Here is a 26,079-nt window from a genome sequence, read left to right on the forward strand (position 1 = left end):
TGAAGAGTATTTGTGGAATGCAAAGAACCTATGCTGACAGCGTTTGTTTCAACTTTGCGAGAAGAGAAATTTATTTTTTCATCTAAATCTGATAAATAATTGCACGAAGTAAAGAAATATACGTCATCATTGTTCATCGATATGTATTTTCATATGATGTGATCATGTTTCGTTGTCGGATTGTGGTCACTATTTGCTTGCGTCAAGGATGACGACAATGCTCAACCGAAGGTAATACAGAAGAGAATCTGTTGGATATTTATCGGCTGTCAGACCATATGCTTTCGACACTGAAGGATTACCGAGAGAACGATATCAAATCAGCAGTTGATCGGAGTAGACCAAGATATCACTTTGAGACGGCACCGTGAGGTGTGTCCATCTTTTGACGCGCTGGCGCCAACAGCGCTACCGCACATTGTTTGAGGTTCGGTTCAGCAGAATGGGGGTCGACCGCAGACAATGTGAGTTCGTTAATTGTCGCGTTGTGAATCGGCAGCCAGACCATGCCAGGCGGAATATCATCGTTCGGACTGACATCTACGATGACCTGAGATCGACGCGATGTAATAACTGTCTGCCCTCGTTCAAACGAGTCTAAATACTGAACAATCGTTTCTGGATGGATCCGCGCTGTCGGTCGTTCAGTATCGGTATCATCGCGTGTTCGAACACCGGTATTATACACACCATCTGTTCGACCCGTTGTAAGCGTAAGAGGGTACTCCGAATCGACAGGCTCTGGAACTTGAGTATGTGTTTCCGTTGAGAACCGTGCCTGACCAGACGCCGTTTGGAACGACCACTCTCCATTGTCGTGATACCGATAGCCCCCTTCTGTATCAGCGCTCGGAGCAGGCCACCGGACGGCTCGTTCAGACTCAAGCCGGTCATAGGTGATACCAAACATGTCTGCGTTCGTCCCAGCGGTAAGTTCGCGGATCTCGTCAAAAACGGACGTAGGATCCAGCGGTGGTGAATTAAATAGTCCCGCGTGGATTCGGTTTCCGACCGCGGCGATAATGTCGATATCCTGTCTGACTTTCGCCGGTGGGTCGGCTGATGCGGTAACTCGCGAAATCCGGCGTTCCATGTTCATGACTGTGCCGGTTGATTCTCCCCATGTCGCTGCCGGTAACACCACGTCCGCACAATTGATCGTATCCGATCGGAATGTATCCTGTGTGATTAAGAACGTGTCCTCAAGAGCGGTCTCGACGCGGCTGGAATCAGGCACGCCGGCGACTGGATTTGTTGCGACTGTCCAGCAAATGTCGATATTACCACGAGCAAGTGCATCGATAATTCGGATAAACCCTGGACCGGGGGACTTCGGAAGTCGACCGAATGGAACGTCCCATGTGTCTGCAATGATTTTGCGGTTCGCTGAGTCTCCAAAGGCGCGGTGACCGGGCCACGTTCCTTTCGAGGCACACACGCGATTACCCATCGAATTTGCCTGTCCTGTCAACGAGAATGGTCCGCTTCCCGGACCGACGTTTCCCGTTGCAAGACACAGGTCAATAAGTGCTCGCGCTGTCCCCGTCCCCTGAATACTCTGATTGACGCCCATCCCCCAGTAAATGAGTGTGTTCACGGTCAGCGTGCTGGCGATATCACGAACGCGCTTGGGTGCAACGCCGGCCGTCTCTGCGGCAGCATCCACCGTCGGGAGCGATTCAACCATCTCCGCATACCCCTTTGTGTGACGATCAACAAACTGTTCGTCGACGTTTCCCGATGCAATCACAGCTGCGAGCACCGCTCGCGCCAACGCAAGGTCTGTTCCTGGGTCTGGTTGTGCGTGTATGTCGGCGTCGGCTGCGGTCGTCGTAATAACTGGGTCAACAACGATGAGTTCGCCGTCATTTTCGGTTACACTGTTCATGATCCACGAGTATAATACGGGATGAGCAACAGCTGGGTTGGCTCCCCAGACGATGTGAGTGTTCGCCTTCGGGATATCGTCATAGGTCGGTGGGGGTCCGTCACTCCCGAATGCCTGATAATATGCGGCGACCGCCGAAGCCATACACAGGGTTGTGTTTGCGTCATAGTACTGTGTCCCAATCGCGCCTCGGGTAACCTTTCCAAGGGCGTAAGCTGCCTCGTTCGTTTGCTGACCACTTCCCAGCACCGCGACATTGTCCGGATTCTGTCGAACAGCCTCAACAAGCCGCGTTGCCGCGACGCCAAGCGCGGTGTCCCACGTCGTTGGCTGTAGTGAGCCACCCCGGCGGATTAGTGGCTGTGTCAACCGGTCCGTCCTTGTATTGGTTGTTTCTCTGACGCCACGTTGGCACTTTACTCCGCCATTTGTTGGGTGATTTGGATCTCCCGAGACATCGACAATATGCTCGTCGTCGTCAGCTTCCGTTTGAAGATAACCGCAGCCAACCGCACATCGCATGCATGTTGTCGGTTGCGTCTCTTTCATAACCACCGACAGTTCCAGAACTGATTGACAATTATTATACTACTCATAACCATTATCGGATCTCTCAGATAGATACACACAGCTTTGTCCAGGATATAACCGTTGTTCATAATAAAGAATCCTTATATTTCGACCGTCTGAGGGGCTTTACTGCGTGTTTCGTATGGAGACGTATTAATCGATGAAGGGACCTAAATGAATATCCTTCCTCAAAATCAAAAGTTCCGATCTTTCACTAAACCAACCAGAGTATCACGGGATGATATATTCATCCTCTTATGATTGAAATTATCACGTCGGATCGATCGATGTATGATTCTCTCCAATTCCTCCGTATAATTTCTGTATTTGTTAAAGCAACAGCATTTTATGCCACGATATTAATTTGAAACCAATCAAAAAGATGCAATCAAGTAGAAATACGTCGATCAAAAACAGAGTAACAAAAACTGGTGATCACGCATGACGACAAAGAAAGAACAGTGGAAGGATGAGATGTACGGTGACGAGATACGAGAGAAGATTCTTGAGTTTGCCGAGTCCGGATGGGACTCGATCCCAGAGGATGACCGCGAAATGTGGTTTTCCCGATTTAAATTCTGGGGTGTCTTCCACCAGCGGTCTGGGCAGGAGAGTTACTTTATGATGCGATTGGCGAACACCAACGGCGTCCTGAACGCCGAACAACTCCGCGTCATTGGAGAGGTCGCCGGAGAGTACGCTATCGGTCCAGTCTCAAACCCAGAGTTTGGCGATGCGTGGATTGACTTCACTACCCGACAATCGATACAACTTCATTGGCTCAATCTTGAGGATGTGCCAGAAATCTGGGAAAAAATTGAATCCGTCGGATTATCATCTCGGTCGTCTGGAGGCGACACAATGCGTAATATCTCTGGGTGTCCGGTTGCTGGGCGAGACAAACATGAGTTCGTCGACGCACAACCGGTACTTGATGAGATATCTACGAAACTTCGCGCTGACGATGACCTTGCAAACATGCCTCGAAAGTTCAACATCAGTGTGACCGGTTGTCGTGAGGGATGTGCGCAGGACTCGATTAACGGCATCGGACTTGAACCCGCAGAAAAGACGATTGACGGCGATACAACATGGGGATTCAACGTCCGCGTTGGCGGCGGTCTCGGCGGTCGTGAGCCACGCAAAGCACGGAGTCTTGATATCTTTGTCACGCCCGACAACGCATATGATGTTGTCAGAGGATTTGTCGAACTGTACTTTGAGACCGGAGATAGAGAAAACAGACAAAAAAACCGAAGTCGCTTTTTTGTTGATGATTGGGGGACGGAAAAGATCCGTGACCAACTCCAAGAGTCATACGTTGACTTTGATCTCCGGCGCGAAGGAGCGGATTGTCGCGATGAATATACGTATAATGCCGGTAAGTCACCAAAAGACGGCAAACATGATCACATCGGCGTTCATGAGCAAACGGACGGCACCTACTACGTCGGTCTCTCGGTGCCAATTGGGCGGCTCACTGCTGGTGAGACCGTCCGACTTGCCAATCTAGCGGAGATACACGGGTCTGGAGCAATGCGACTCACGCGACGACAAAACCCGCTGATCTTAGATGTCCCCGAGTCAGAACTCGACGCGCTCTTGACGTCTGATTTGCTTGAGACTCACAGTCCCGAACCAAATGTGTTCACGCGAGGTGCAATGGCGTGCACAGGCACGGAGTTCTGCTCGCTTGCGCTGACGGAGACGAAAGCTAGAATGGCAACGCTGCTCCGATGGCTGCGGTCGAATGTGGACCTACCAGATGACATCGAACAGATCAAAATTCATTATTCCGGTTGTACGGCTGACTGTGGTCATGCAACGACTGCCGACATCGGATTTCAGGGAATGCGAGCGCGGAAAGACGGGGAAATGGTTGAGGCGATTGATGTTGGCGTTGGCGGCGGCATCGGTCCTGACCCCTCTTTCGTCGAGTGGATCAGACAGCGTGTGCCGGCAGACGAGGTTCCTGGACTCTTGCGGAACCTTCTTGAAACGTTCGCAGCACACCGCGAAAAGGGACAAACGTTTAGACAATGGGTTGAGGCGACCCAGGAGGAGGTGCTTATCGAAGCCGCCGAGCCGGAAGAAACCGATTACGAGGACCCGTGTCTCCACGACGCAAAAGGATCATGGTACCCGTTTGCAGATAGTGAGGGACCTGCTCCAACTGCCCCCGACGACACGTCACTAGCGACTGAAAGCGATGACTGATACGCATACCGAAACAACACAAGACGACACTGAATTGAGGTCGGAAACCATACCAGTGGCATCGATGGATGTTGCCCCAGAGTTGTTCGTATCGGAGGTGTCGGGTAGTAATCAGACAGGAGGCAGTAGCCGGTGAACGACTTTGTCCCAACCACCTGTATGCGGTGTGCGGTCGGATGCGGACATCTTACAGAGATGACTGACTCGGGCTACGGAATCGACGGTGTTCGAGGCGACGTCGCGCACCCAGTCAGCCAAGGACTTGCGTGTGCCCGCGGCATCGAAGAAACAGGAAACGCAGATGGCGAACGGCTATCAAAACCGCATGTCCGGCGTGACGGCGAGTTACACCGCACCACGTGGGATGTAGCGCTCAGCCGGGTTATTGATGAGTTCCGTGATATCCTCACTCATGACCACAATGGAGTTGCGGTCCTTGGGAGCGGGCAGCAGACGAATGAGGCGGCTTATGCGCTGGGAAAACTTGCCCGCGGCGGATTTGGAACACGATACTACGATGCGAACACGACGCTGTGCATGGCGAGTGCTGTGACCGCGTATTATGACGCGTTCGGGAGCGATGCACCACCGTGTACATACGACGACATCGAAGCTGCGAAAACACACGTCATTTGGGGCGCAAACCCAGCTATTGCCCACCCTGTTATGTTTCGCTGGATCGTTGACAGCGCGTCTGCAAGCGATAGCCGACTCCTTGTTATCGACCCTATTGAAACACAGACCGCAGCACGTAGCGACCGTCATATCGCACCCGAACCCGGAACTGATCTCGCACTCGCTCGTGCTATCCTTGCGCGAATCATCGAAGGGGGAAATACCGACGACAAATTTATTGATCGGGCAACAACCGGGTTTGAGGCGACTCGATCATCACTTCCGGACCCCGGCGACGCTGCAGCGACCGCTGGTGTCTCTATGTCAACTGTCGACACGCTCGCTGACGCACTTGAAGACACCACACTCGTATATTGGGGAATGGGAGTCAATCAAAGCGCTCAGGGAAGCAAAACGGCTGGTTCGCTGATCGACTTATGTCTTGCAACTGGTAACCTCGGACCAGGAAGCGGTCCGTTCTCGTTGACCGGACAGGCGAATTCAATGGGGACGCGCGTATGTTCATCCAAGGGCTCGTGGCCAGGCATGCGTTCATTTACAGACCCTATCGAACGTCGAGCGATTGCCGAGGCGTGGGACGTGCCTGTCAAGCGACTGCCGGAGGACTCCGGTCCGGGACCGGTCGATATCGTTGAGGCGATTGATGATGGACCGGTTGAGGCTCTCTGGACCGTTGCCACAAATCCAGCCGCAGGGCTCCCAGATGCATCGACAGTTCGAGACCGTCTTGAAGATGCGTTCCTCGTCGTTCAGGACGCGTTCCACACCGACACAACCGAGTTGGCAGACGTGATTTTGCCAGCTGCAACATGGGTTGAGACCAATGGGACGGCAATCAATATGGAACGGCGGATCTCGCGTATCCAGCCCGCGTCGGATCTAACATCCAATGTGCGAACTGACCTTGATATCATCACGACCATCGGTAAGAAACTCACGCCTGGACTGTTTCCTGAAACAGAGCCCGCGATGTTGTTCAACGAACTCGCCTCACTCACCGCAGGCACGGCTGCTGACCTCTCAGGTATTTCATACAATCGACTCAAAGACGAGCGAGCAGTCCGATGGCCAGCACCATCTGCTACTGCCGAGGGCGGATATCGCTACTACGATGACGGTGAGTGGTCATTCCAGACACTGTCCGGGCGGGCTCAATTTTCCACTGGGATGCACAGCGAGGTACCAGAACCAACTGATGAGTCGTATCCGCTCACCCTGACGACCGGTCGCACAATCGACGAATATAATACCGGTATCCGGTCACGGGGCACAGGATCGGACCACACAGACACGGTAGTCGCCCGGGTCGCTCCAGACACGATTTTAAATCTGAAAACCGATGCCGACAACGAAAACGATGTTATTGAAGTCGATTCAATCGCTTTTGTCTCGTCTCGTCGCGCGTCGGTCCCTGTGCGAGTGACCAGTGACGAGGCTGTCCCCCTGGGGATGGTTTGGCTCCCGATTCATCATCCGGCAACGAACGAACTGACCGTGGCGGCGACCGACCCCCGTTCAGACGAACCGAATTATAAACAGTGTGCGGTCGCACTCGAACCGGCACCCAACGCAATCACCGCCGAAGAGACAGCCCGGACGAAATCAACCGCCGACGATTAAAGATAATATGATACACGACACATGTCAAATCGAATTCTATCAGTAAACGCATATACAACGCTTGATCTTGTTTCCGCTCGACTCGAGACTCACGATGATTCACTTTCACTTGATGGTGTTCTCAATGTAGCGACAGAGGACGAGTGTCCGGACCGCGTTATCCTCGGTATTGAACTGGACACAGTCGGCGTTGATGCGGTCCCAGCCCATGCAGACCGTATTGAATTGACCCCCGACCAGGCAGAAGCAGTAGCAGAGAGTCTGCAAGACTACGCTGACGATGTTCGATCAGCGTCTCACTGAGATATATTCACTCTTTGAACTCACTGACGGCTGGAGTACATGTCCATGCCGACGGACGACTAACGCGCTCGGTGAGGCTGATACCAGGGCAGTAACAGGGTCCGCAGCTAATAAATATGAAGATAATCGCTGTGCAGTCAGATATCTCCGAAATGTGAGTGAAGTTATTGTCGAAGACAACTCAAAAGTCACCATACAAGAACATTTGATATGGTCTGATCAATCCAACAGCAAAACGCCAGGCGCTGATGGAGTAGTCGCTCCTCCACTACACCCCTCGTTGTGAAGGTCTCAGTATCACTTACTCCACTCGTTACTTGATGATGACAGTCGTATGTATATGTATATGTATATGTATATGTATATGTATATGTATATGTATATGTATTATATTATCCACCACGCTCATACTCAGCACACATTCAGTTGATGAGTTGATCAAGGGTGGAGCATCACCTCGTTTCACAGTAATCATACTGATACTGTGGCTACTGTTTTTTTATTCGAAACCACACTCAGTAGCATCAAGTTGAATTGAACGTTTGTCTGCACGTCCCATTCCGAATAACAGAACGCACAGTGCCACCAACTGGTAATTGGATGATATGAATTGCTGTCTGCACAGAGCGTTCCATGCCGGCTCTCGGCATCGTCAATAACGAGCTCCATTTCGAGAGTGACAGTACTCTCATCATGCGATGGTGAGTCACAATTATCATTATCCGGGCGGTCAGAACCCTTCAGCCGAAACGTATCTCAAGATCGTCTGTCTGGGGATCTAAGCTCCCTATCCACGCCCGAATGGCTCCCATTGGCACGAGATATAACAACAACACAAGCCGTGAGGTAACGTCAACATTCATTACGATCGCGGCACCTACGACCACAAAGGTGACCGGAACGAACACATAAAAAAGCATAAACAGTAACTCGGCAACTGGGGCAAACGCAAACTGCACCGCGTCCAGCGGTGACTTATTTTGATACGATTGATCAATAATAAAGTATTGCCAGACTCGCCGCAACTGAAACAGAATAATACCGGCGATCGCAACTCCAATTGAGAGGGGAACTCCTGAAGCAAAATAAGGGCTAGAAAACACAATGTTACGAAATCCTCCAATGAAGACTCCGATGAAGACCACGGTGAAGACAGCCTTGTGCCCAACAAATTTGACATTTCGCCAGTAGATTGGCGGGAGCTGGGAAACCGGCTGAAGTGGGGTGGGCTTCGTGTTCCACACATCTCCATCACGGTCATCCACTGATTGTGGCGTAAACAATGCGACAGAGAGAAAAACAAAGTTGATAATTACTACCTCGATGACATACACCACAGCAATTTCAATGAGACTCCACTCAAACACAATCACTCCAAGAATGAGTGCAGCATTGAGGATGAGTCCAGACACAAATCCATGGGAGTCTCTCAACGCTTCAAGAACCGGGTCAGCAACCGACATCGACTCCTCTCCGCTCTGTTCTCTTAATTATCCACCCAGTCACTATGCAATCGGTTTTAGTGCTCTATTGAATCTTGAATCTTTAGATAAGGTCATGATGAATCCCTGTGGCTTGGATGTGATCCCAAGGCGATTCACACAGAGACTCACCCAACACAGCGGTCGGTGAAACCCGCATGTTGACTATCACTAATTATCCTATGGTTGGAATGAGTTTTATTAGGTAACTATCGTACGCGCTTCCTCCCCACCCTATTCACTGCCTCTGCTGAGGGCAGGGATTCCGCGCTAGCGATTGGTGAAAGTCAGATTAAAATCCACAGAACTCCAAATCAAGAGTAAACACTCAGAGTGTCCATATGATCACATTCATGCCCTGTACATTTTCAATGCCATCGAAAACGGTCACGAATCACTGGCGTCAAAGACAGGACGCAGAGTGAGATCGACACGCCAATCAGTGTTTTTCAGACGGAGCACTCGGTCAAAAAAGAAATCGAATCCAATTCAGTTATCCACAAAGCCCCAAGAATGAACCATACCCAATCCAGCGTTGATATTAAGCGGATAACTGAGTCTGCTGAAGCAAAGAAGTATGATGAGCAAATCCCAGAGATATACAAGGCTGCTTGGAACAGTTATGAGGGGTATCACATATGTTATGCTTCAGAAGAGAGACTACACGAGGACTTTATTCATACATTCGTTGCGAGTGCAGGTAACAGTGCTTACATTGCTGAAAAAGATAAACGTGCCATCGGCGTTGCACTTCTCTCCAGAAAGCACGCTGAACCACCCTGGTATAAAGCGAAAGGACTCTCGATACGACCAGCGTATCAAGGAGAAGGAATCGGTATTTCATTACGTGAAAAAAGTCTCAGAGATATTAGAGCACAAGATCACAATGACTGGTCGATAGGCACAGGGACAAACTATGTCTCGACTGGCTCACAGTACATCTGGGGTGAGAAGTTGGGTCTTCGACCAACAGCTCTCGTACCGCAAATATACAACGTGACGTCCGATTCTTCCACGACTCAGGGTAGAAACATTGCAACTGGTGAGATACTCATGATGGACAGCACACAGATAGAAGTCGTCGGAGACAAGCGAATGCAACGCGCACTTGAGACCCTCGAACTTACAGTGAGCGCCACTGATAAAATGTCATCACTTACTGGAACGGAAGTGACCGTTCAGATAGATATTGACTCAAATAATGGAAGAGCCGATATTTATCCATATTCAGCATGCTCACGAGATAAACCAGGAAATCATACGGAGTTGAATCATATCTATCGGATACCTGCAAATGAATTTACACTAAAGACGATTAGAGAAAAAGCGGGAATCAAAAGCGAATACACCGCGGTATTCTATCTTCAAAACGACGACACAGAGATGCACGCTTTGATGGAGAAAAATAATATCGGGATGCCAGCAGGAGTGTTCGATAAGACGGTCATATATGTTCAATATCCAGATGATAGAGATCTTCCGACGGTGGAGATTGGAAAGGCTAATACGCCCTCAATTCAGCACAAAGATGCCACCATACACACAATCTTCACGCAGATAGCCGACCTGCATCGTCTTTGGATGGAGGAATATAGCTAATCTTCCCAGATGGTTTTAATATGCATACGACGGCTAGTTGATTATGATGTCATTCTTAAGTTCGATACACTGCTAGCGAAAAAATACAACGCAACAAGCTGTCGTCGTCAATGACTGACAGCTGATATCATCCGCCCTTATAAAAGCCAATTTATGAGGATTGTCACTTCATGATTGCACCATTTCAACACGCGAAATGCTACTATTATTTTTATTAGTCGATTATTGAATATTATACTTGCTGAAGGGGACAATCGAAGCACCAGCGTTTGTCCACCGACATATGTCCGGTCCCTGACAACGATATGTCCAGTCAGTAAATCAGATTCGACGTATTGAATTGTTCAATATCTCGCCTTGACATACGACGGATCCATCGTCATATAAGCATGAAACGGGTTTCTTTGTCATATCTGCTATCCCCCGATATCAGACTCATATCGGTGATTGTTGCCAATGGCGCACCAATCATTGGGATACTCGGATTTCAGACGTCGACCGCAGCAATACTACTGTTTTATTGGCTTGAACTTGGTGTGTTGGCAATATGGGCTCTCATCAGGGCTCTCTTCGCCGGCGAAGTTCCAGAGGTCAATACTGATCAGACAATATTTTCTAAGTCGACTCTCAATAAGTACAGCAGATGGCGTGAGAATTATTTCCCGATTCCATGGACTAATATTAGCATCTATTATGGGACAATTCCGGCAGTTATATTTTTTGTCCCCTTACTCACCGCCGTATGGCTTGGATTTGGCGGGTTTGTCGCCGGACCAGTCGTCGACGCAACCGACACAACTGAGACGCCACTGTGGGTAATCACCGGTGCTATCGCAGTATTCAGTTTCGAAGGCGGACAGACAATGATTGGGTATCTTTACACTGGCGGTTATCAGAACACGAATGCATGGATGCCAGTCAAACAAGTATTTGTTCATGGTCTTGTATTGACTCTTGCTGGATTTTTCATTCTCATCTTTGCAAGGGAATTCGCAGAAGCCAGGACAGTCACTATCGAGACTGCAGCCAGTACAGCAATTGTTTCATCTGTTCTCCTCTGTAAATTTATTATTGATCTGATAGTATACTATCTTTAATCAGCGAAAGAATCCCGACGTTCACGCCGGGCGAAGATGTCACGACTGATACAAGCTCTTTGTCTGAGACACTCACAGTTATAGTGACAATATCGATGAACAAAAAATGATAGCCGTCTTGAGCAAAAGAAAACGGTCGTTCGAAGAGTAACTAAGTTATCTAACGGCTGAGGTCAATCAATACGCGACGTGAGTATTGTATCTTATCCAAAATGAGAGATTATACTGCACTCTGTGATGTTGTCTAACTCGACAGAAATGGCAGGTAAAGTGCCTCGGGGCTTTGATATGACGCCAAGGCAGTTTACCCGATAATGTCGAGGAGGAATATCATGAGAAAGCCCACAAAGAATAGCGTCGTCGACACTGGCGTCTGTGGAACTTTACCAGCTTTTACCAACAGTTCTTCGGTGACAAGATATAACAACGCTGCCGCGCCGAAAGCGAGGACGACTGCAATCGTTGTCTCAGCTGCCCCCTCAAGCGTGAGCACACCGACGGTGACGCCAGTAGTCATCAACACTCCAAATGTCGCCGGTACAGCCATCTTCTGAACTTTTCCCATTCCCTCCGGCAGCGCGACAACGGCAGCCACCCCAAGGAACAGTACCTCAATCGCAAGCGCCAGGGCAATAATGACTCCCGTGGTTGTCTCCTCGATGAAGGTGACACCGATGAGCACGCCGTCAATGAACATATCGATAGCAATTGTAATAATGAGACCTGCGGCGCCCGCAAAACTACCGCCGATACCCTGTTTCTCGATAGCCTTGCTGAGTCGGTGGATGCCGAGCATCGCAATGACGCCGACCGCAAATCCGACGATGACTACCGCAGGTGATTGATTATGGATATCCGGTAACAGTTCAGCCGCGACCGCAGCGAAGACCACACCAGCAGCCAAGTGTTGGACGTTGCTTTCCATTTGGGGTCTGGGGGGCCGGTAGACAGCGATGACACCACCAACTAGCGCGGCAATAACAGCTAGGCTCGTATACGAGAGGGCTTGAATCAGTGTTTCAACCACTATTTTACGTATATCCCAACAATAAATAAAAATTGGTGAACTACCCCACCCGCTCGCCTGACGGCTCGCGCTTGAGGGTGGACCTTCCTGATTCCACGACGCGCTTTGCAGATACAGGCGTATCCGCAGGGAGCGGAGTATCTACATCTACAGGCGTTGACGAGAGCGGAGCTCTCGTTCGTACATCAGAATTGTTCCGCGATGCTGAGGACGTTGATTCGAAACGTCCCGCTCCTAACTGCTTCGTGATACCGATACCGCGAGAAGAATAGACCCATATCCTTCAGCCGCCAACGTGGTATAATATCCAGATATCAGTCTTAATCTCGGACTTTATCAGATATGATGTCTGAGTTCCTATCGTACTATGGAAATAACTGAGGACACGAAAATCGATGCATCAGAAAAGGCAGTTGAATGGATAAAAGATCTGTACAGAGCGGTCGATAACACCGATGAGGCGGGTTTTGCGGATGCTTTTACTGAAGAAGGGTGCCTTACCTGGGGCAATCAGGACATGATAACAGGGTCAAAAAAGATCGAGGAGTATATCGGTGAGTTTTTCTGTTCAATCGATACCTTGGATCATAGTTTCAGCGGCATCTGGTCAATTGAGGGGACTGAAGATGCTGATGACATCCTCACAGTTGAAGCGGACGTGACATACACACGCCACGATGGGTCACGTATAATCGTTCCCGCAACTACAATTATTGAGCGTGATGAGAAAAAGGCAAAGGCTGCCCGAATATACGTCGATATTAGCGCTCTGTGAACTCCCCCGCCCTACCGCGATTGTTATGAGCTAGGCGGACTACAGCGCTTGTTGAAGACGGGGACTTAGCGCCTGCATTCACCTAAATAATTCAATGTTCGAAATCAGACGGTGATCTACAATTCTTTATCATCGAACCTACTATTTGAGAGTTCAACAAAATATATCCTCGCTGTAGCTTTTTCGCCAGACTCCAATGCCGAACAGTCAGATGCCCTGTGATAGCAGACGATCAATCGCTTCGACTTCTGTAGAGCGAATCCCACTATCAGGAAGTCAGCTAATGATCATGGTTAGTTGCGAATATCTCGCCAGCTTTGGAAGAACAGAACCTCTGAAACGGGGTGGTCGATGATTTCCCACAGTCAGAGCGACGGCATTTCATGTTTGAATAAAAATGGTTGGTAGTTAGTCTCGTCCGTGTTAGTGTATTGGAAGTGTATTGGAAGTGTACAGGACCAAGATCAGGATGGTCTTCGTCCTGATACCAGCCAGCGTGGAAGCCTGTATTCGGGTCGCTATGGTTGACCCGGAACCAATCGCTGGGGGTCTACCAGTAGCAGATGACGGTTACTGTCGGCGATTCTAGCCTTATCTCTATATCAAGGCGAGATCAAATGTCGCTTGGAATTGCCCTGCCTTCGCCCGGTCGGGGATGGACTCAACGCAATTACGACCGGGGGACTGACCTCCCTCACCGGAGTTGTCGCCGCGGGTCATGCTTGCAGGTTCGCTTCTTGACTTGATATAGCTTAAGCAGAGTTTGTCCTATATTGAGCTAAATCACACTGGTAATCGGAGATCATTGCTCTCGAAGGGCGTGGATGCACCCAATCAATTCCGGGAACAGCAGGGAATGTTATCGAGCAATCATATATCTGGAGAAAGTGCTTGCGTCAGCACCCACAGGTGTGCACCCGATCAGTGTTTGCCCGCGTTCGTCAGATAGCCGATGAGCGTGTTCGGCGGTGACGGCGAGTTCTGTGATTTGTTTGCAGTCATTTGCTGGGGCTTCGCTCCTGAGTGGCTCATTTATTTGCTTTGACCCACATCGAGGGAATAAAAAATCCCATCTCGTTATTTTTATTATATATATCAGACTTTTTTCGAATGGCACAATGTTACATAGGAGAGTGCATACACGGTCAAAAAGAAAAACATTAATCCAGTGATAAAACTGAATGGGTGACCTAGAAAATACATATCGATCTGACATCACACTGATAGTAATACTACAACTGTTTGGAGTGACTCTGATATATACACTTACTTTCGGCTACATTCGCTAGTTGTCCACTCTACCGATAACCGCAGCCGCGAAAGTAAAACTTCACGTCCGGAAGACGTCGAAACAAGACAAAGACGCCAACAGCTGTCTCAGTGACCTAAACAGATATCGAGTTTACTACTTGTCTCTACTGAGCTCTGTGTTGAAGCCGCAATTCAGATACAGCTGTCGCTGGTCGCCAGCCTCGCTTCGCCTGAAGCGAGGCGGCTTACCCGAGTCCGTGTTCGTGCCCTGCTGGTAGTCCCTGGCCGTTCGTCTGGTGTTCATCTTTCCAGCCGAGCTCATCGTCCAGCACCTCTTCGACCCCATGGAGAAACGCGTCGTTGAACGTGAAATCGGTCGGAAGTGCTCGCCCGCCACGCCGTGGCCGGGCGAGCACTGCCCACTGCAACACAACCCACAACTGCTCCAGCAGGAACCCAACGCCCACGTAGAACAGCCGAATTGTCGTCGATGGTGTTGTTGTCAGAGCACGCGCTTTCCGGAATGTCTCGTAGCTCTTCTCAATCTGTGCCCGGTGATTGTAGACCTGCGCCACTTGCCGCGGCGTTCGGTCTTCCAGACCGTACGCCGCGTATCCTGTCTATTTGAGCCCTGACTTCCCGCGATCTCCGTTTTGATACGTGACGTTGACCGCCAGTGGATACGTTTGCTCGTGCTCTTTCCCTTCGCAGATTATCTCCTCATTCATGTACGATGAACCCGTTGTGAGCTTCTCTTCGAGGGTTTTTTTCCCGGTTCTCACCGGAAAGACCGGCGGTGCTGCCTCACGGAGAACGCCAATTAACTCGCCACAGAAGGCGTCTCTGTCCATGAGAATCTGATCGATCTCGAACGGGTAAGTCTTGACGCGGGCGAGCACGCGCTCGACCGCGTCGGCCTTGCTATCTTTGCCATCAACCGGTTCAACCGCCAGCGTCAGCGGCTTCCCCTGTGCAAGAACAAACGCTGTACAGTAGCGGTGACACTTTGTAGTGCCGTCGCGGGCACTCATCCGCCGGAATTCGTCTTCATCGTCTGGACAGCCGTGGAATGGGTTGTTCATGAAGTCGATGCAGATGGTTCTCGACCCGTCGCGGTCGAGAACCGTCATAGCTACCAGCGCGAGAATGTCGTTAACAGCATCAAGCATTGTCTCTTTTTCCAGCGTGTGGAGCCAATCCATCACTGTCTCCCGGTTTGGTGTGTCCTCAGTGCTGGTTGTGACACCGTTGACCGATGTCTGGTCAACAGCAGCCCGTAAAACGACTTCCATGATCTGGTCGGAATCGAGGTCGGAGCCCTCGATTCCTTCCATGGGTATCAACTCAAGCAACTCCATGCTAAGAGATTTCAGCTGGCTGTTCGAAATGAACTCGTCCGGATCGGTGAGGATTCGTTTGAGCTTTGGTAGGTTCACGTCACCCACATCCGGGCAGCGGATGAATCAGCTTCCTGATTCACCCGCTTCATCTGGCACTATATGTCAGCGACGGCATCACTGAGACAGAGTGGACAACTAGCGACATTGGACATTAGCTCTTTGAGTGCGGACGCTGCAAGGTCAAATTATGAAGTCGTTCATCAAAATCTGCATTTCGATAACAATACTTAATATTTTCTTGGGCATGAATTGTTATATGAGCGTTGTCAGCGTCTCAATGCCTGAAGAATTGCTTGAGCGAATTGATCAGTTTGCTGATGATCATGGCTACACAGGTCGGAGTGAGGTATTTCGAGAGGCAAGTCGGAATCTGTTAGAGGAGTTTGAGGATAAACGACTCGAAAATCGTGAATTAATGGGTATCGTGACGGTCGTGTTTGATTATGAAACAACGAATGTCGAGGAAAAAATGATGCACCTTCGGCATGAACATGAGGATATCGTCGCTTCGAATTTCCATAGTCACGTTGGCGGTCATCACTGTATGGAATTATTCGTTCTTGAGGGATCACTCGAGACGATCTCGACATTCGTCGGCAAGATTCGCGCCACAAAGAATACGCTCACGATTGATTACTCCGTGTTGCCGGTTGATGACTTTGGTCCGCTTGCAGAAATGACGTAGAGGACGTGTTCATTGAGTATCGTCTTCAGTCTCAGTCTACTCGCTTGCTCCGTTGCTGATTTCGATTGATCGTGAGCTGTCCTTTCAGCTATTTTAGAGGGTGTCATAGAACGGTTAGCATGGTTTTCTGATATCGATCGAGAGGACTGCTCTTGCTGCTTTTGAATAGCGGCAATATTTTTTATCTCTCAGATGCTGGCTTTCTGAAAGCTACTGAGGTGTGTGAATCGTTCTATGACACCCTGATTTTATACTAGGTGGGCGCTCTGAGATATGCAACTAGTATCATCAACATCGATATCGCAGCGCTGCAAAATATTCAGATCACGTCTTTTGAGATGCGGACTTGTGCGTCAGATACCACGCGGTAATGAATCCGCCACTGAGTGCTGGAATCCAAAACGCACTCGCACGATATAGTAGTGCCGCCGCGCCAGCGACTGCTGAGGACATACCTGTCATAGTCACGAGCGCTCCGGTCAATATTGTTTCTGCGGCTCCAAGACCGCCTGGTGTCGGTGCAACTGCACCGAGTTTGGCGATTGGAATAACGAGTAAGACCGTTACGAATAATGACTCAGCACCAAGCGCTGTAAGTGCTGTCCAGAGAATTCCCGCAATGAAAATCTGTCCAGCCATGCACAACCCAAATACAAGCGCTAGTTGTGCTGGCGCAGTTGCGAGCAACTCTAATGCCTCAATAAATTGCACCCCGTGCTGTTGAAACCGTTGTTGTGATGGAGCGGTAATCCGCGGGAGATAATCAAGCGGTTTCGATATAATTGAGAGTACCCAACTACTGTAATCAACAAACATGTATCGATACTGCCATAAAAATCCGACCGCAAACACGGCGGCGACTATGACACCAGTGAGTGTGAAAATTGCCGTATTAAATGCCCGTTCAACAACGAGTTGCCATCCCAAATAACTCGCAGCAAGGAAGCCTAAAAACAGCGATGCAAGACGATTTGTTGCATTTATTACCCCGATTGCTGCCAATGCTGTTTCAAAATCAGTCCCAAGTGCTCGCTTAATTAACAGCGCAGCGGGGGGATTCCCGCCAAGCTGTCCAAACGGTGTGATGGTGTTGAGAAATCCCGATGCATTCATGAGTAATATTGAGACAACAAAACTTCCTTCATGTCCAAGTCGGCGAAGAATAACGTAGAAACCACTTCCCCACAGGATCATCGGAACAATACTAATCAGAAGTAAGAATCCAAATTGCCAGGACGAAACGCTCGTCAGCGCCTGCCACAGTGCACTCGGACCGATAAGCCAGGTATACCCTACAGCAAAAATGATACTAATGAATATACACCCCAAAATTTGGGACCATCGATTACGGATATTCAGCGAGCATATTGACACACTATTTGATTCTGTCATGCTACAGTGAGAGTGAGAGTGAGGAGTTACTGTTGACCCAGCCCGTTTGTAAACTGATTATAAGTTAGTCTACTCAAGCTTCAATATGTGAGTATTCGTTAGCCTGATATCTTAATTTCTTGTAAGTGCACTATAGATCGGTATCGAGAGTATATATTGATCAGTATTATTTCTTCTCTCGAGTATTACACATGTCGATAGTATTGATTGTTGATAATTGACGGTCGACGATTGATGAACCAATATATACAATAACATAATTTGAATTATCACATAATGTTCTTTTTATCACTTATTTCATATATAATGATCTTGACGATCGAGTCTTGTCATCACGCTCATGAGTGAGTTACCCTCTATAGAGATATGTGACGACGGTATGACCGTCATTCATATGAGAATACGCTCGTGGGGGCACTCCATCCAGTGGTCACTCAATTGATTCCCCGCAGCCAGGACACATAGCTCCCTCCGATGTTGAGACGGGGGCGACCGAGATCTGACAGGTGCTTCTGTCAATCGCTTTTCCAGGGCATACATACAAGCATTATTCCATTTTAATCTCTCATGATTCAGATTCATAATTATCATTATCATCATAATTGATTTTACTGATATGAAGGAAATGAGTGATATCCAGTTGTAACTACCACAGGAAAGGTCTGAATTTATTATTTTGACGACAACGGCGATGTCTCGCGTGAAGTACCACGGGCGCGGTAGCCCGTGGCTTCGCCGTGGTCTCTGGCGGGAAACCAACGAAACGATCGGTGGCGAATTTTAATTCCGCCCGCGCTTGTCTCTGGCGAGACTCGCATGGAACCAGTAATACCCGAACACATCAAAAGTGCCACCGCAACAGAGGTCATCTGTTGCTGCCGTGGCGGGTGTGTCCGTGGGCGTCCGCCCCTTCACATGGGCGCGACACAGACCCGGCGCACCGCGTCTTACCCCAAAATGGGTGCGCGGGTTTTGCGAGGCCGATAACGTGGGTTCCAAACTGTAGTAGGGCGTCCCGATAGTTAAAAAATGGGACGCAGCCGAGCGTACGCGCTTCACCCCCGCCCACGGTGGGGCGGGGAACTCGCACTGCTTTTCGTTTAGATGCGTTAAAAAAGGAGCGAAGCGGCGATGATCAACTAAAGCGCTCACAGCACCGTCGAGCGTGTCTCAAGGTGAAATCAAGCTTATATTTTTTATTTTAGCGGAGAATGAAGCAAGATATGCAGTACGAGTTACGACAGAGCCCGGCATACACAGTTGTGGAAGTCACATTAGAACGCGGCGAGACAGTGACGTCCGAAGCAGGCGCAATGGTTTCACACTCCGAAGAAATCAGGCTTGAAACAGGAATTGGTGATGAAGATGAAGGAATGTTTTCGTCGCTTAAAGATTCGGTCTTAGGTGATGAATCGCTGTTTAGAAATCGCTTTACATCAGAAGGCGGGCAGGGAACGGTTGAGCTAGCACCATCGACACCAGGTGATGTGACTGCACTCACATTAGACCACGATGAACTATACCTGCAAGGTGGAGCATATATCGGGTGCGGAACCGATGTCAGCATTGACTCGGAACTAGGTGGGCTTGACACATTACTCGGTGGTGAAGGTATTTCACTGATCAAAGCACACGGTAGTGGTGTATTGTTTATCGGCAGTTTCGGTGGAATCGATCGAAAAGAAATCCAACGCGATGAAACCCTCACCGTTGACTCGGGGCATATTGTCGCGTGGAATGCAGATATGAACTATGAGACTCGCCGTGTCGGCGGATTAAAAGAGACTGTCCTAAGCGGTGAAGGACTTGTGATGGATTTCACTGGTCCTGGTGTTGTATTCACGCAAACCCGGAATTATGATGGGTTTGTGACACAACTTACCGAAGACATGCCATTTAGTGGAGCGAGTGGCGATGATGGCGGTAATATCGACATCGATATATAATCTATCGAGACTCACTCCCGTGTTTAATTGGCGACCGGAGGAAGCAAACAAGACGACAATACGATTCTCTGCATTTTGAGTCTCTGAACAGCGGGGGTGCAGAAGCCGTTTCACATCTTGTCTCAGATAATGCGACCGTCCTCGGGTGGGTTCACTGCTGGACTTCCACCGTTTGATAATGACGTCTCAGCGCGATTATAAACTGGTCTTAGCTAGTAAACGCAGAGCGACATCGAAAGAAGTCTACGCTCTATAGTCTCACGCTGTTAGAGGCGGGTTCGTGGTATCAGCGGATGCAGTAGCTTTCACTCCCGATAACTGCCGACTGAGCAAAACGATGATTTGGTCCTACTGTCTCAATGGCGATAGCGATGTCTTTCTCGAATACATCTGGATTGGCAACGTACCATTTGATACGATCACGAAACATCTATGTAAGTTATCTGAAGAAGAATATATGGTTAGATGATGTGTATTTTCCAGTCAGTCTGATCGAATATACTCACGAGAGGGTCTGAGGATCCTATCGGTCGGCAGTAAGACAAGGACAAGACAGCAGAATATCAATATCAAACGAATATTCCGAAGCGGACAGTTGTCACTGCTGTCTCGCGTCCTCAACAAAAGCAGGAACAGACCGTCCCGACTCGCGATTGCCACTACCGGCTCTCGCTGCTGACTGGTGAGGCAGCCCACGACCACGGCGAGTTCTCCCGAGCGACAACCGAAAACGAGGTGACGGACCTCGTCGTCATTAACAGTCGTTGGCAATATGCCCACTGTGTCTCTCCGAACCCACACCCACACTCAGACTGAGTTCACCTGGAACGCCTGGTGACGCGTTCGGTTGCAACTTCGGAGACAGAAACCACAGTCCCACCAACTGTACGCACAAACAACGCACGAACAATAGCTGGCGTCCGATGTCGCCGCCGCGTTCAACAAGTCGGTGTCTCTACCCGTAACCTGCCTCGGGGTCACATCAACATCAAAGCCCCGAGGCAGTCGCCTTGACAATATGTATACGAGTTTGACGTTCCACACGTTGCTCGTGGCGGCACTGCTGGATAACTACCGAGCCGGGAACAAGTTCCCCAATTTCCGACTCATAATCGATGATTACACCGAATGGAGACCAGACCAATAAGGATGATTCAGCAAGTCTTGTGAGAGCTGTGGATGGACTGCATCAGTCATCCGTACCGTAGGGAACATCATCATACACGCTCTCGGTCAGCATCTTGATCCCGAGACGCACAGGGCGCTCTCCGCCGGACACGGGGTGTCTTCCTGTCCGGTCAGTTCAGGCCGTTCCCCGAAGAAGATACGCAGTCGGGCATCCGCCTCGACATTGGGAGCGGTCTGCCCGACGTGGAGGCCTCCGACGATGTTTTCTTCCAGCGGAAGGCGATGCACCCGTGGCTGCTGGATACGCGCGCTTGGAATGCGCTGAATACGCACAATCTCCGTGTTCAGGCTGGTCACTAAGCATTTGCTCACGAGACCATTATGAGTCGCCGAGAAGACCAACGCAAACAGCAGCAGACGACGAAGTGGTACGTCCACACCTACATACACGCTGATGATACAGCGGTGATCCCGCTTGGCGAGGCTGTGGTTGACGGACCTCACTTCAGTGGGAAGCGTCACCACGGCTACGGCGAGGTCGAATGAAAGTACATGCAGATGATAGACCGAACCATCCTGAATTACTCCCGGCTCGAAGGTGCAGGGATATGCCTCATCGAGTTGGTGACGCCGTTCGTGGTGGCGTCGGAATATCCAGAGGCGACCGACAGGTCTGTGCTGTGACTGCGGTGGATTAAGGATCGCGACGACCTCCGGCTCTGCGAGAAGAAGATTCTTGAACAGCGCGAGGTCTTCAGACTGGAGACAGTGGAACACAGACAGATCGTAACGTACCTCGGGGACTGCCCGCTGAGGACTGTGAAGAACGGTTTCACGAGGACCGGTTCGCACTCCCGAGACAACTTCGGAAAGCTGCGGCTGAAGTCTGTTGATGAACAGTATCACAACTCAAAGAGGAAGGACTGAATCGAACCGTAGGCATACGTCAGAATCTCGGTGAATCAGTCATGAAAGATTCAGATCAAAGAGTAATAAAGAAATCGTATTACCAATAACTGCTAGACAATAGACTCCTCCTCATCGGAGGCAGACTGCAGATGATCACGACCCCAGCGGTCCATCGCTTCAATGACTGGTCGTAGGTCAGCTCCACGGTCTGTCAGCGAATATTGGACACGAAACGGCTTTTCACTGATGATTGCTCGATCAAGCAACTCCTTCTGTTCTAAGTCCTCAACCACATCCGATAACACTTTACTCGATATCCCGTCGACGGCTTCTTTGAGCTCACTGAATCCCATCGGTCCGTCGTCCAGGAGTCGTTCAACGATTACTGGATGCCACTTTCGCCCGATTAACGTCGCTGTTGACGTGACTGGACACCACTCCTCCCCACCACACCAGACTGGAAGTCGCGTTTGTTCGGTCACGATTTTATGTTCGTGCAGGGTAGTAAATAAGGTTACTATACAATAGTACATTACGTACTGTAACTATGTCTGCAGAGGCGTAAATAATCGTTATGATTGTATCAGTAATAACTCAAAATAGGCGAGAGCGAGACTCGCACATGTCATGATACCTCGATAGGTCAACAATTCCGTGATCATTCAGCACTCACCCGTCTATTGAGATGCTCTTCTGCCTATCGACAAGGATTCTTCGCAAAGGATATTTCGTTTGTACGTTCTCTCGTCTCAAGGATGCTGTCGTGTAGAAACTAATCTTCACTGATTGCTGTCTGGTTATGCCAGGAACGCGCGTTCCAATGCGTTGAGTTCCGTCACAGAACTCTTTCGTATCCAGGTGGACCGCACGGGTGAATGGAAATGTCGTTTCCTTCGAGAGTCGATGATTCAACTGAGGAAATGCCGTATTCGCGTCTCAGTGACGAGGACAAGGGATAACAGTAGTTGGTCTATGTTTGAGTATGTGCTCGGCACTCATCACAATTGCTGACGGGTCATCTGTTGAGGTGAAGAAAGACGGTCTTTGAGGTAAAAAAGAGTATGCTCACTAGTTTATTCGAATTATAGAAACTAATATTGGATTTATATCCAACCCAGATGACAGCGATTTTACCTTAGGTTTCAGTAACCGAGTTACCGATTGGTTATGGGGTATCTATCTTCTCAGCTCGGACTTTTACATTACTAACCCGTATCAAGTAACGAGAGGTAACTTGTATGTCAGCCGTTGAAATTGACACAGACAGTACAGCACTCCTTATCACGGACCCACAGATTGACTTTTTGAAGCCGGACAGCGTCGTGTGGGATAAGGTTGGAGAGACAGTCGAAGAGAATGCAGTGGTTGAGAAGTTGGTTACGTTACGTGATGCTGCACGCGAAGGCGATGTCCCGGTGCTTTATTCTCCTCACGAGTACACTGACGACGAATTCGATAGCTGGGAGAAATTGAATACGATCGATCAAATAATGTTTGACACACGGATGTTTGACGCCGACAGCGAGGGGAGTGACTTTGTCCCCGAGTTGGAACCGGATGACAATACGTTCGTGCTCTCGCCACACAAACAGTTATCAGGCTTTTGGAGCAATGACGTTGGAACACAACTTCGTCAGCGTGGGGTTGACACCCTCGTCCTCGCGGGGATGAGCGCGAATTTGTGTGTCGAATCGCATCTGCGCGACGCTGTCGAAAATGGATTCGAAGTGCTCACAGTAACAGACGCGACTGCGGCCGCCGGACACGACGCTCTAGAAGCAGCGCATACCAATTTCGGATTCATCGCACACGAGACTGCAACGACTGAGGAGGTAGTCGACAGACTAGCCACGGCTAATGTTAATGCAGATGCTGTCTCAACAGATGGTGGAAAGCATTCAGAGCAACAACCCAAATCAGATGGTGGATTTCTCTCTCGGTTGTTCTAACAACTGTTGTTGATCTCTTCTCACGGCTAAAGCTGTGGGCTTTCGCCTCGAACAAGTGTCATCGGTCCTTTTTTTGAGTTGTGATACTGTTCGCCGAGCGGGCACAACTCCACTGAGTTACCACGAACTGTCATGTCGTCTGTCAGGTGCAATTGCCGAAGGAAGATAATCTGTAATGAATCTCTTCGATATGGACCATTATTACGCTCTCAACATCCAACGAGTGCGTGATTGGGTATCGGCTCTGTCCACCTCTTTCATCACCGTGAGGTAGTCTTGTCTGTGACGACTCGTATAACAGCTCAATCTCGGTGATAGATTGCGACTGTGGTTATGAGTTGGTGGGACTGTGATTTTTGTCTCAGAAGTTGCAACCGAACGCGTCACCGGGCGTTCCAGGTGAACTCAGTCTGAGTGTGGGTGTGGGTTCGGAAAGAAACACTGGTGAGATTGCCAATGACTGTTATACTCAAAGAGCCCGCTGACTCCATACGACCGGGGCGATGTGATTTGTATACGCTGGATGAGAGACGGGCGGGCTGAGACTCCTCACGCAAGGATTTTTTCGCAGTGTGATTTTCATAGTCTCTGAGTCACGATACGACAGCTAACAACGAAACTTATCACACAATGCAGCGAAATAACACTAATGATTGAACTCACAGTAATGTCACCGGCATCGGCGAATGACACACAAACATTCGAATCAGATGATAACGTGTGCTGGGCTAACGGGACTCAAGTCTCGGGTGAAGTCACTGTCATGATGGACTCAACGTCAGATGGAGATCATACCGATGGCGAGACGTATGTGACACTCATTCAAACTGAAGAAGGAGTACGTCTTGGTCACATCGAAACAGAATTTTGCGAGTGGCTTGCCGATATGCTTCAACTCGAACTCTCAGATGAACCGCGTGAGATTCACGAAACATTTGAGGAATCAGTGAAAAGCAGCGCTCCGGTTGACAAACCAACAGTCATGGAGGCACCAGATGGCTTGCTACCTGAATAGTGATTATTGACAAGATATCAACATTGATTCGCACATGTATATTATTACAGGTGCTCTTCGAATTCTCCCATGACTGATGAGACCACGTATTCAGCGTTCACTCATAGTGATTAGTGCAAGTCTTTACCGCCGTGATTATCCGTGCCGTGATATGAGCCGCTGAAACCGCGTCATTCGACACCGTCGGTGAAACTATTCGAACTAATCATGATCAGATGATGATAAGCACCATGCGATCTATTCAAGAGCCGGGAGAGTGAGACATCCAGCGCTGTCGCGACACAACAAATTTTGCAGACGCCGTGATAAATTATCACGTGGTAAATCTCGACTCAGACGACCCGATTGATGAGACTGATATTAGACGAGAAGCTGATTGCTCAGGGCTGAACCTCTCTGGGGCTGATCTCTCAAATGCAACTCTTTCAAGCGCTGATCTTACCGGGACGGACCTCTCCGGTGCCGACCTCTCAAGAGCAAAGCTCCATGATGCGGATCTCTCCGGGGCGGACCTCTCTGGAGTTGATCTCTCAAACGCGACTCTCTCGAGTGCTGAGCTTCCTGGGAGTGATCTTTCCGGGGCTGATCTCTCGAATGCCGACGTCTCTGGTGCTGACCTCCCGAGGACAGACCTTTCGGGTGCCACGCTCATTGATGCTGATCTCACCAAAGCAGACCTCTCTGAGAGCGATCTTACCGATGCTGACTTGCGTAATGCAAATCTATACACAGCGAGAGTCAATCAAATAACCATACGACGCTCAGAGGGGGTATTTGCCTCCTTTGCTGAACTCAAACAAAAGGGAGCAGTGCGTGAACGTGATCATGATTGATGTGAGCGCTTTCAGGCTCCCTCAGATGGAGGGGACTAACTCTGATGATGATTGGATTCACACAGATATCACAGAAGATTTTGTGTACATGTTCATGACCAGTTTTCGGGAATCCATCCGATAACAAGGTAAACTGCCTCGGGGTCACATCAAATCCCCGTGGCATCCGCCTTGTAACTCTGTGAAATAAATTGTATCATCATCACTCACCGCTGAGATGGTAATATCTTGAAGACGGTGATTATCTTCGGTGGTGAGGTCACTCTATAGGTCATCTCCGACTACAGGTGTCATACTGACGGTCATTGTTTCATCAGATCCGATAATTACTGAATATAAATCGTATATTCAGCATTTA

17 protein-coding genes and 4 pseudogenes are annotated in these 26,079 nt (G+C 49.4%); 13 read left to right on the forward strand and 8 right to left on the reverse strand.

All coding sequences use genetic code 11. The annotated features are described in order from the left end of the window. Nucleotides 1-349: 349 nt before the first annotated feature. Nucleotides 350-2,437 carry an assimilatory nitrate reductase NasA gene (gene nasA / locus HQRW_RS06470; protein ID WP_014555955.1) on the reverse strand — a complete coding sequence of 696 codons (2,088 nt, stop codon included), beginning with the start codon at nt 2,435-2,437 and terminating at the stop codon, nt 350-352. Between the two features lie 462 nt (nt 2,438-2,899). Between nasA (HQRW_RS06470) and HQRW_RS06475 the strand changes: the two genes are divergently transcribed. The 3 genes from HQRW_RS06475 to HQRW_RS06485 all read left to right on the forward strand — a co-directional run bounded on the left by HQRW_RS06475 (nt 2,900) and on the right by HQRW_RS06485 (nt 7,234). Then, entirely contained in the window at nt 2,900-4,675 is a 1,776-nt protein-coding gene (locus tag HQRW_RS06475; protein WP_014555956.1) for a nitrite/sulfite reductase, read from the forward strand. A 132-nt stretch (nt 4,676-4,807) separates the two neighbouring features. Next, on the forward strand, nt 4,808-6,931 hold the full coding sequence (nasA, locus tag HQRW_RS06480; RefSeq protein ID WP_014555957.1) for an assimilatory nitrate reductase NasA: 2,124 nt from the start codon (nt 4,808-4,810) through the stop codon (nt 6,929-6,931). Nucleotides 6,932-6,952: 21 nt separating this feature from the next. Next, entirely contained in the window at nt 6,953-7,234 is a 282-nt protein-coding gene (locus tag HQRW_RS06485) for a DUF6360 family protein (RefSeq protein ID WP_014555958.1), read from the forward strand. A 740-nt stretch (nt 7,235-7,974) separates the two neighbouring features. Here HQRW_RS06485 and HQRW_RS06495 read toward each other — a convergent pair. After that, nucleotides 7,975-8,697 (reverse strand): DUF6498-containing protein, encoded by a 723-nt coding sequence (locus HQRW_RS06495; RefSeq protein WP_014555959.1) that lies wholly within the window; start codon nt 8,695-8,697, stop codon nt 7,975-7,977. A gap of 531 nt (nt 8,698-9,228) precedes the next feature. On the opposite strand from HQRW_RS06495, the gene HQRW_RS06500 reads away from it, so the two are divergent. Together HQRW_RS06500 and HQRW_RS06505 are read left to right on the forward strand one after the other, a co-directional pair. Next, a complete protein-coding gene (locus HQRW_RS06500; RefSeq protein ID WP_014555960.1) occupies nt 9,229-10,314 on the forward strand; it encodes a GNAT family N-acetyltransferase in 1,086 nt (361 codons plus the stop codon). A 389-nt stretch (nt 10,315-10,703) separates the two neighbouring features. Continuing rightward, the gene (locus HQRW_RS06505) at nt 10,704-11,411 is read left to right on the forward strand and encodes a DUF6498-containing protein (RefSeq protein ID WP_014555961.1); all 708 of its coding nucleotides are present in this window, start codon (nt 10,704-10,706) and stop codon (nt 11,409-11,411) included. 304 nt (nt 11,412-11,715) lie between these two features. On the opposite strand, the gene HQRW_RS06510 is transcribed toward HQRW_RS06505, so the two are convergent. After that, complete coding sequence (locus HQRW_RS06510; RefSeq protein WP_048066748.1) at nt 11,716-12,438, reverse strand: ZIP family metal transporter; 723 nt, start codon at nt 12,436-12,438, stop codon at nt 11,716-11,718. Nucleotides 12,439-12,478: 40 nt separating this feature from the next. Continuing rightward, a pseudogene (locus HQRW_RS16780) lies at nt 12,479-12,715 on the reverse strand (RNA-guided endonuclease TnpB family protein); the annotation flags it as partial. A 90-nt stretch (nt 12,716-12,805) separates the two neighbouring features. On the opposite strand from HQRW_RS16780, the gene HQRW_RS06515 reads away from it, so the two are divergent. Then, a complete protein-coding gene (locus HQRW_RS06515; protein WP_014555962.1) occupies nt 12,806-13,213 on the forward strand; it encodes a nuclear transport factor 2-like protein in 408 nt (135 codons plus the stop codon). A gap of 1,496 nt (nt 13,214-14,709) precedes the next feature. On the opposite strand, the pseudogene HQRW_RS06520 reads toward HQRW_RS06515, so the two are convergent. Next, nucleotides 14,710-15,909 (reverse strand): annotated as a pseudogene (locus tag HQRW_RS06520) (ISH3 family transposase). A 211-nt stretch (nt 15,910-16,120) separates the two neighbouring features. Between HQRW_RS06520 and HQRW_RS06525 the strand changes: the two are divergent. After that, entirely contained in the window at nt 16,121-16,549 is a 429-nt protein-coding gene (locus HQRW_RS06525; RefSeq protein WP_011571480.1) for a CopG family ribbon-helix-helix protein, read from the forward strand. Nucleotides 16,550-16,873: 324 nt separating this feature from the next. Here HQRW_RS06525 and HQRW_RS06530 read toward each other — a convergent pair whose 3' ends face one another. Beyond that, complete coding sequence (locus tag HQRW_RS06530) at nt 16,874-17,878, reverse strand: lysylphosphatidylglycerol synthase transmembrane domain-containing protein (protein ID WP_231852462.1); 1,005 nt, start codon at nt 17,876-17,878, stop codon at nt 16,874-16,876. A gap of 1,286 nt (nt 17,879-19,164) precedes the next feature. Here HQRW_RS06530 and HQRW_RS06535 point away from each other — a divergent pair. After that, a complete protein-coding gene (locus HQRW_RS06535; RefSeq protein ID WP_014555966.1) occupies nt 19,165-19,887 on the forward strand; it encodes a TIGR00266 family protein in 723 nt (240 codons plus the stop codon). Between the two features lie 286 nt (nt 19,888-20,173). Here HQRW_RS06535 and HQRW_RS15820 read toward each other — a convergent pair whose 3' ends face one another. Continuing rightward, nucleotides 20,174-20,317 (reverse strand): hypothetical protein, encoded by a 144-nt coding sequence (locus HQRW_RS15820; RefSeq protein ID WP_158307738.1) that lies wholly within the window; start codon nt 20,315-20,317, stop codon nt 20,174-20,176. A 483-nt stretch (nt 20,318-20,800) separates the two neighbouring features. Between HQRW_RS15820 and HQRW_RS17150 the strand changes: the two are divergent. Beyond that, nucleotides 20,801-21,025, forward strand: a pseudogene (locus tag HQRW_RS17150) (hypothetical protein); the annotation flags it as partial. Nucleotides 21,026-21,066: 41 nt separating this feature from the next. Further along, nucleotides 21,067-21,942 (forward strand): annotated as a pseudogene (locus HQRW_RS16935) (hypothetical protein). A 92-nt stretch (nt 21,943-22,034) separates the two neighbouring features. Here HQRW_RS16935 and HQRW_RS06545 read toward each other — a convergent pair. Then, nucleotides 22,035-22,406, reverse strand: coding sequence for a winged helix-turn-helix transcriptional regulator (locus HQRW_RS06545; RefSeq protein WP_011571484.1), 372 nt, complete (start codon nt 22,404-22,406; stop codon nt 22,035-22,037). A gap of 756 nt (nt 22,407-23,162) precedes the next feature. On the opposite strand from HQRW_RS06545, the gene HQRW_RS06550 reads away from it, so the two are divergent. From HQRW_RS06550 to HQRW_RS06560, 3 genes are all read left to right on the forward strand, one after another. Further along, the gene (locus tag HQRW_RS06550; RefSeq protein ID WP_011571485.1) at nt 23,163-23,873 is read left to right on the forward strand and encodes a cysteine hydrolase family protein; all 711 of its coding nucleotides are present in this window, start codon (nt 23,163-23,165) and stop codon (nt 23,871-23,873) included. Nucleotides 23,874-24,522: 649 nt separating this feature from the next. After that, nucleotides 24,523-24,888 (forward strand): hypothetical protein, encoded by a 366-nt coding sequence (locus HQRW_RS06555; protein ID WP_014555968.1) that lies wholly within the window; start codon nt 24,523-24,525, stop codon nt 24,886-24,888. 317 nt (nt 24,889-25,205) lie between these two features. Continuing rightward, on the forward strand, nt 25,206-25,721 hold the full coding sequence (locus tag HQRW_RS06560) for a pentapeptide repeat-containing protein (RefSeq protein ID WP_011571487.1): 516 nt from the start codon (nt 25,206-25,208) through the stop codon (nt 25,719-25,721). Nucleotides 25,722-26,079 lie beyond the last annotated feature (358 nt).

Source organism: Haloquadratum walsbyi C23, from assembly GCF_000237865.1.
Classification (GTDB): Archaea; Halobacteriota; Halobacteria; order Halobacteriales; family Haloferacaceae; genus Haloquadratum; species Haloquadratum walsbyi.

What these genes read in the sequence shown, in the direction of transcription:
- nasA (WP_014555955.1), bottom strand. Translation starts at nt 2,437, where the DNA reads ATGAAAGAGACGCAACCGACAACATGCATGCGATGTGCGGTTGGCTGC.
- HQRW_RS06475 (WP_014555956.1), top strand. Translation starts at nt 2,900, where the DNA reads ATGACGACAAAGAAAGAACAGTGGAAGGATGAGATGTACGGTGACGAG.
- HQRW_RS06485 (WP_014555958.1), top strand. Translation starts at nt 6,953, where the DNA reads ATGTCAAATCGAATTCTATCAGTAAACGCATATACAACGCTTGATCTT.
- HQRW_RS06495 (WP_014555959.1), bottom strand. Translation starts at nt 8,697, where the DNA reads ATGTCGGTTGCTGACCCGGTTCTTGAAGCGTTGAGAGACTCCCATGGA.
- HQRW_RS06500 (WP_014555960.1), top strand. Translation starts at nt 9,229, where the DNA reads ATGAACCATACCCAATCCAGCGTTGATATTAAGCGGATAACTGAGTCT.
- HQRW_RS06505 (WP_014555961.1), top strand. Translation starts at nt 10,704, where the DNA reads ATGAAACGGGTTTCTTTGTCATATCTGCTATCCCCCGATATCAGACTC.
- HQRW_RS06515 (WP_014555962.1), top strand. Translation starts at nt 12,806, where the DNA reads ATGGAAATAACTGAGGACACGAAAATCGATGCATCAGAAAAGGCAGTT.
- HQRW_RS06525 (WP_011571480.1), top strand. Translation starts at nt 16,121, where the DNA reads ATGAGCGTTGTCAGCGTCTCAATGCCTGAAGAATTGCTTGAGCGAATT.
- HQRW_RS06535 (WP_014555966.1), top strand. Translation starts at nt 19,165, where the DNA reads ATGCAGTACGAGTTACGACAGAGCCCGGCATACACAGTTGTGGAAGTC.
- HQRW_RS15820 (WP_158307738.1), bottom strand. Translation starts at nt 20,317, where the DNA reads ATGTTTCGTGATCGTATCAAATGGTACGTTGCCAATCCAGATGTATTC.
- HQRW_RS06550 (WP_011571485.1), top strand. Translation starts at nt 23,163, where the DNA reads ATGTCAGCCGTTGAAATTGACACAGACAGTACAGCACTCCTTATCACG.
- HQRW_RS06555 (WP_014555968.1), top strand. Translation starts at nt 24,523, where the DNA reads ATGATTGAACTCACAGTAATGTCACCGGCATCGGCGAATGACACACAA.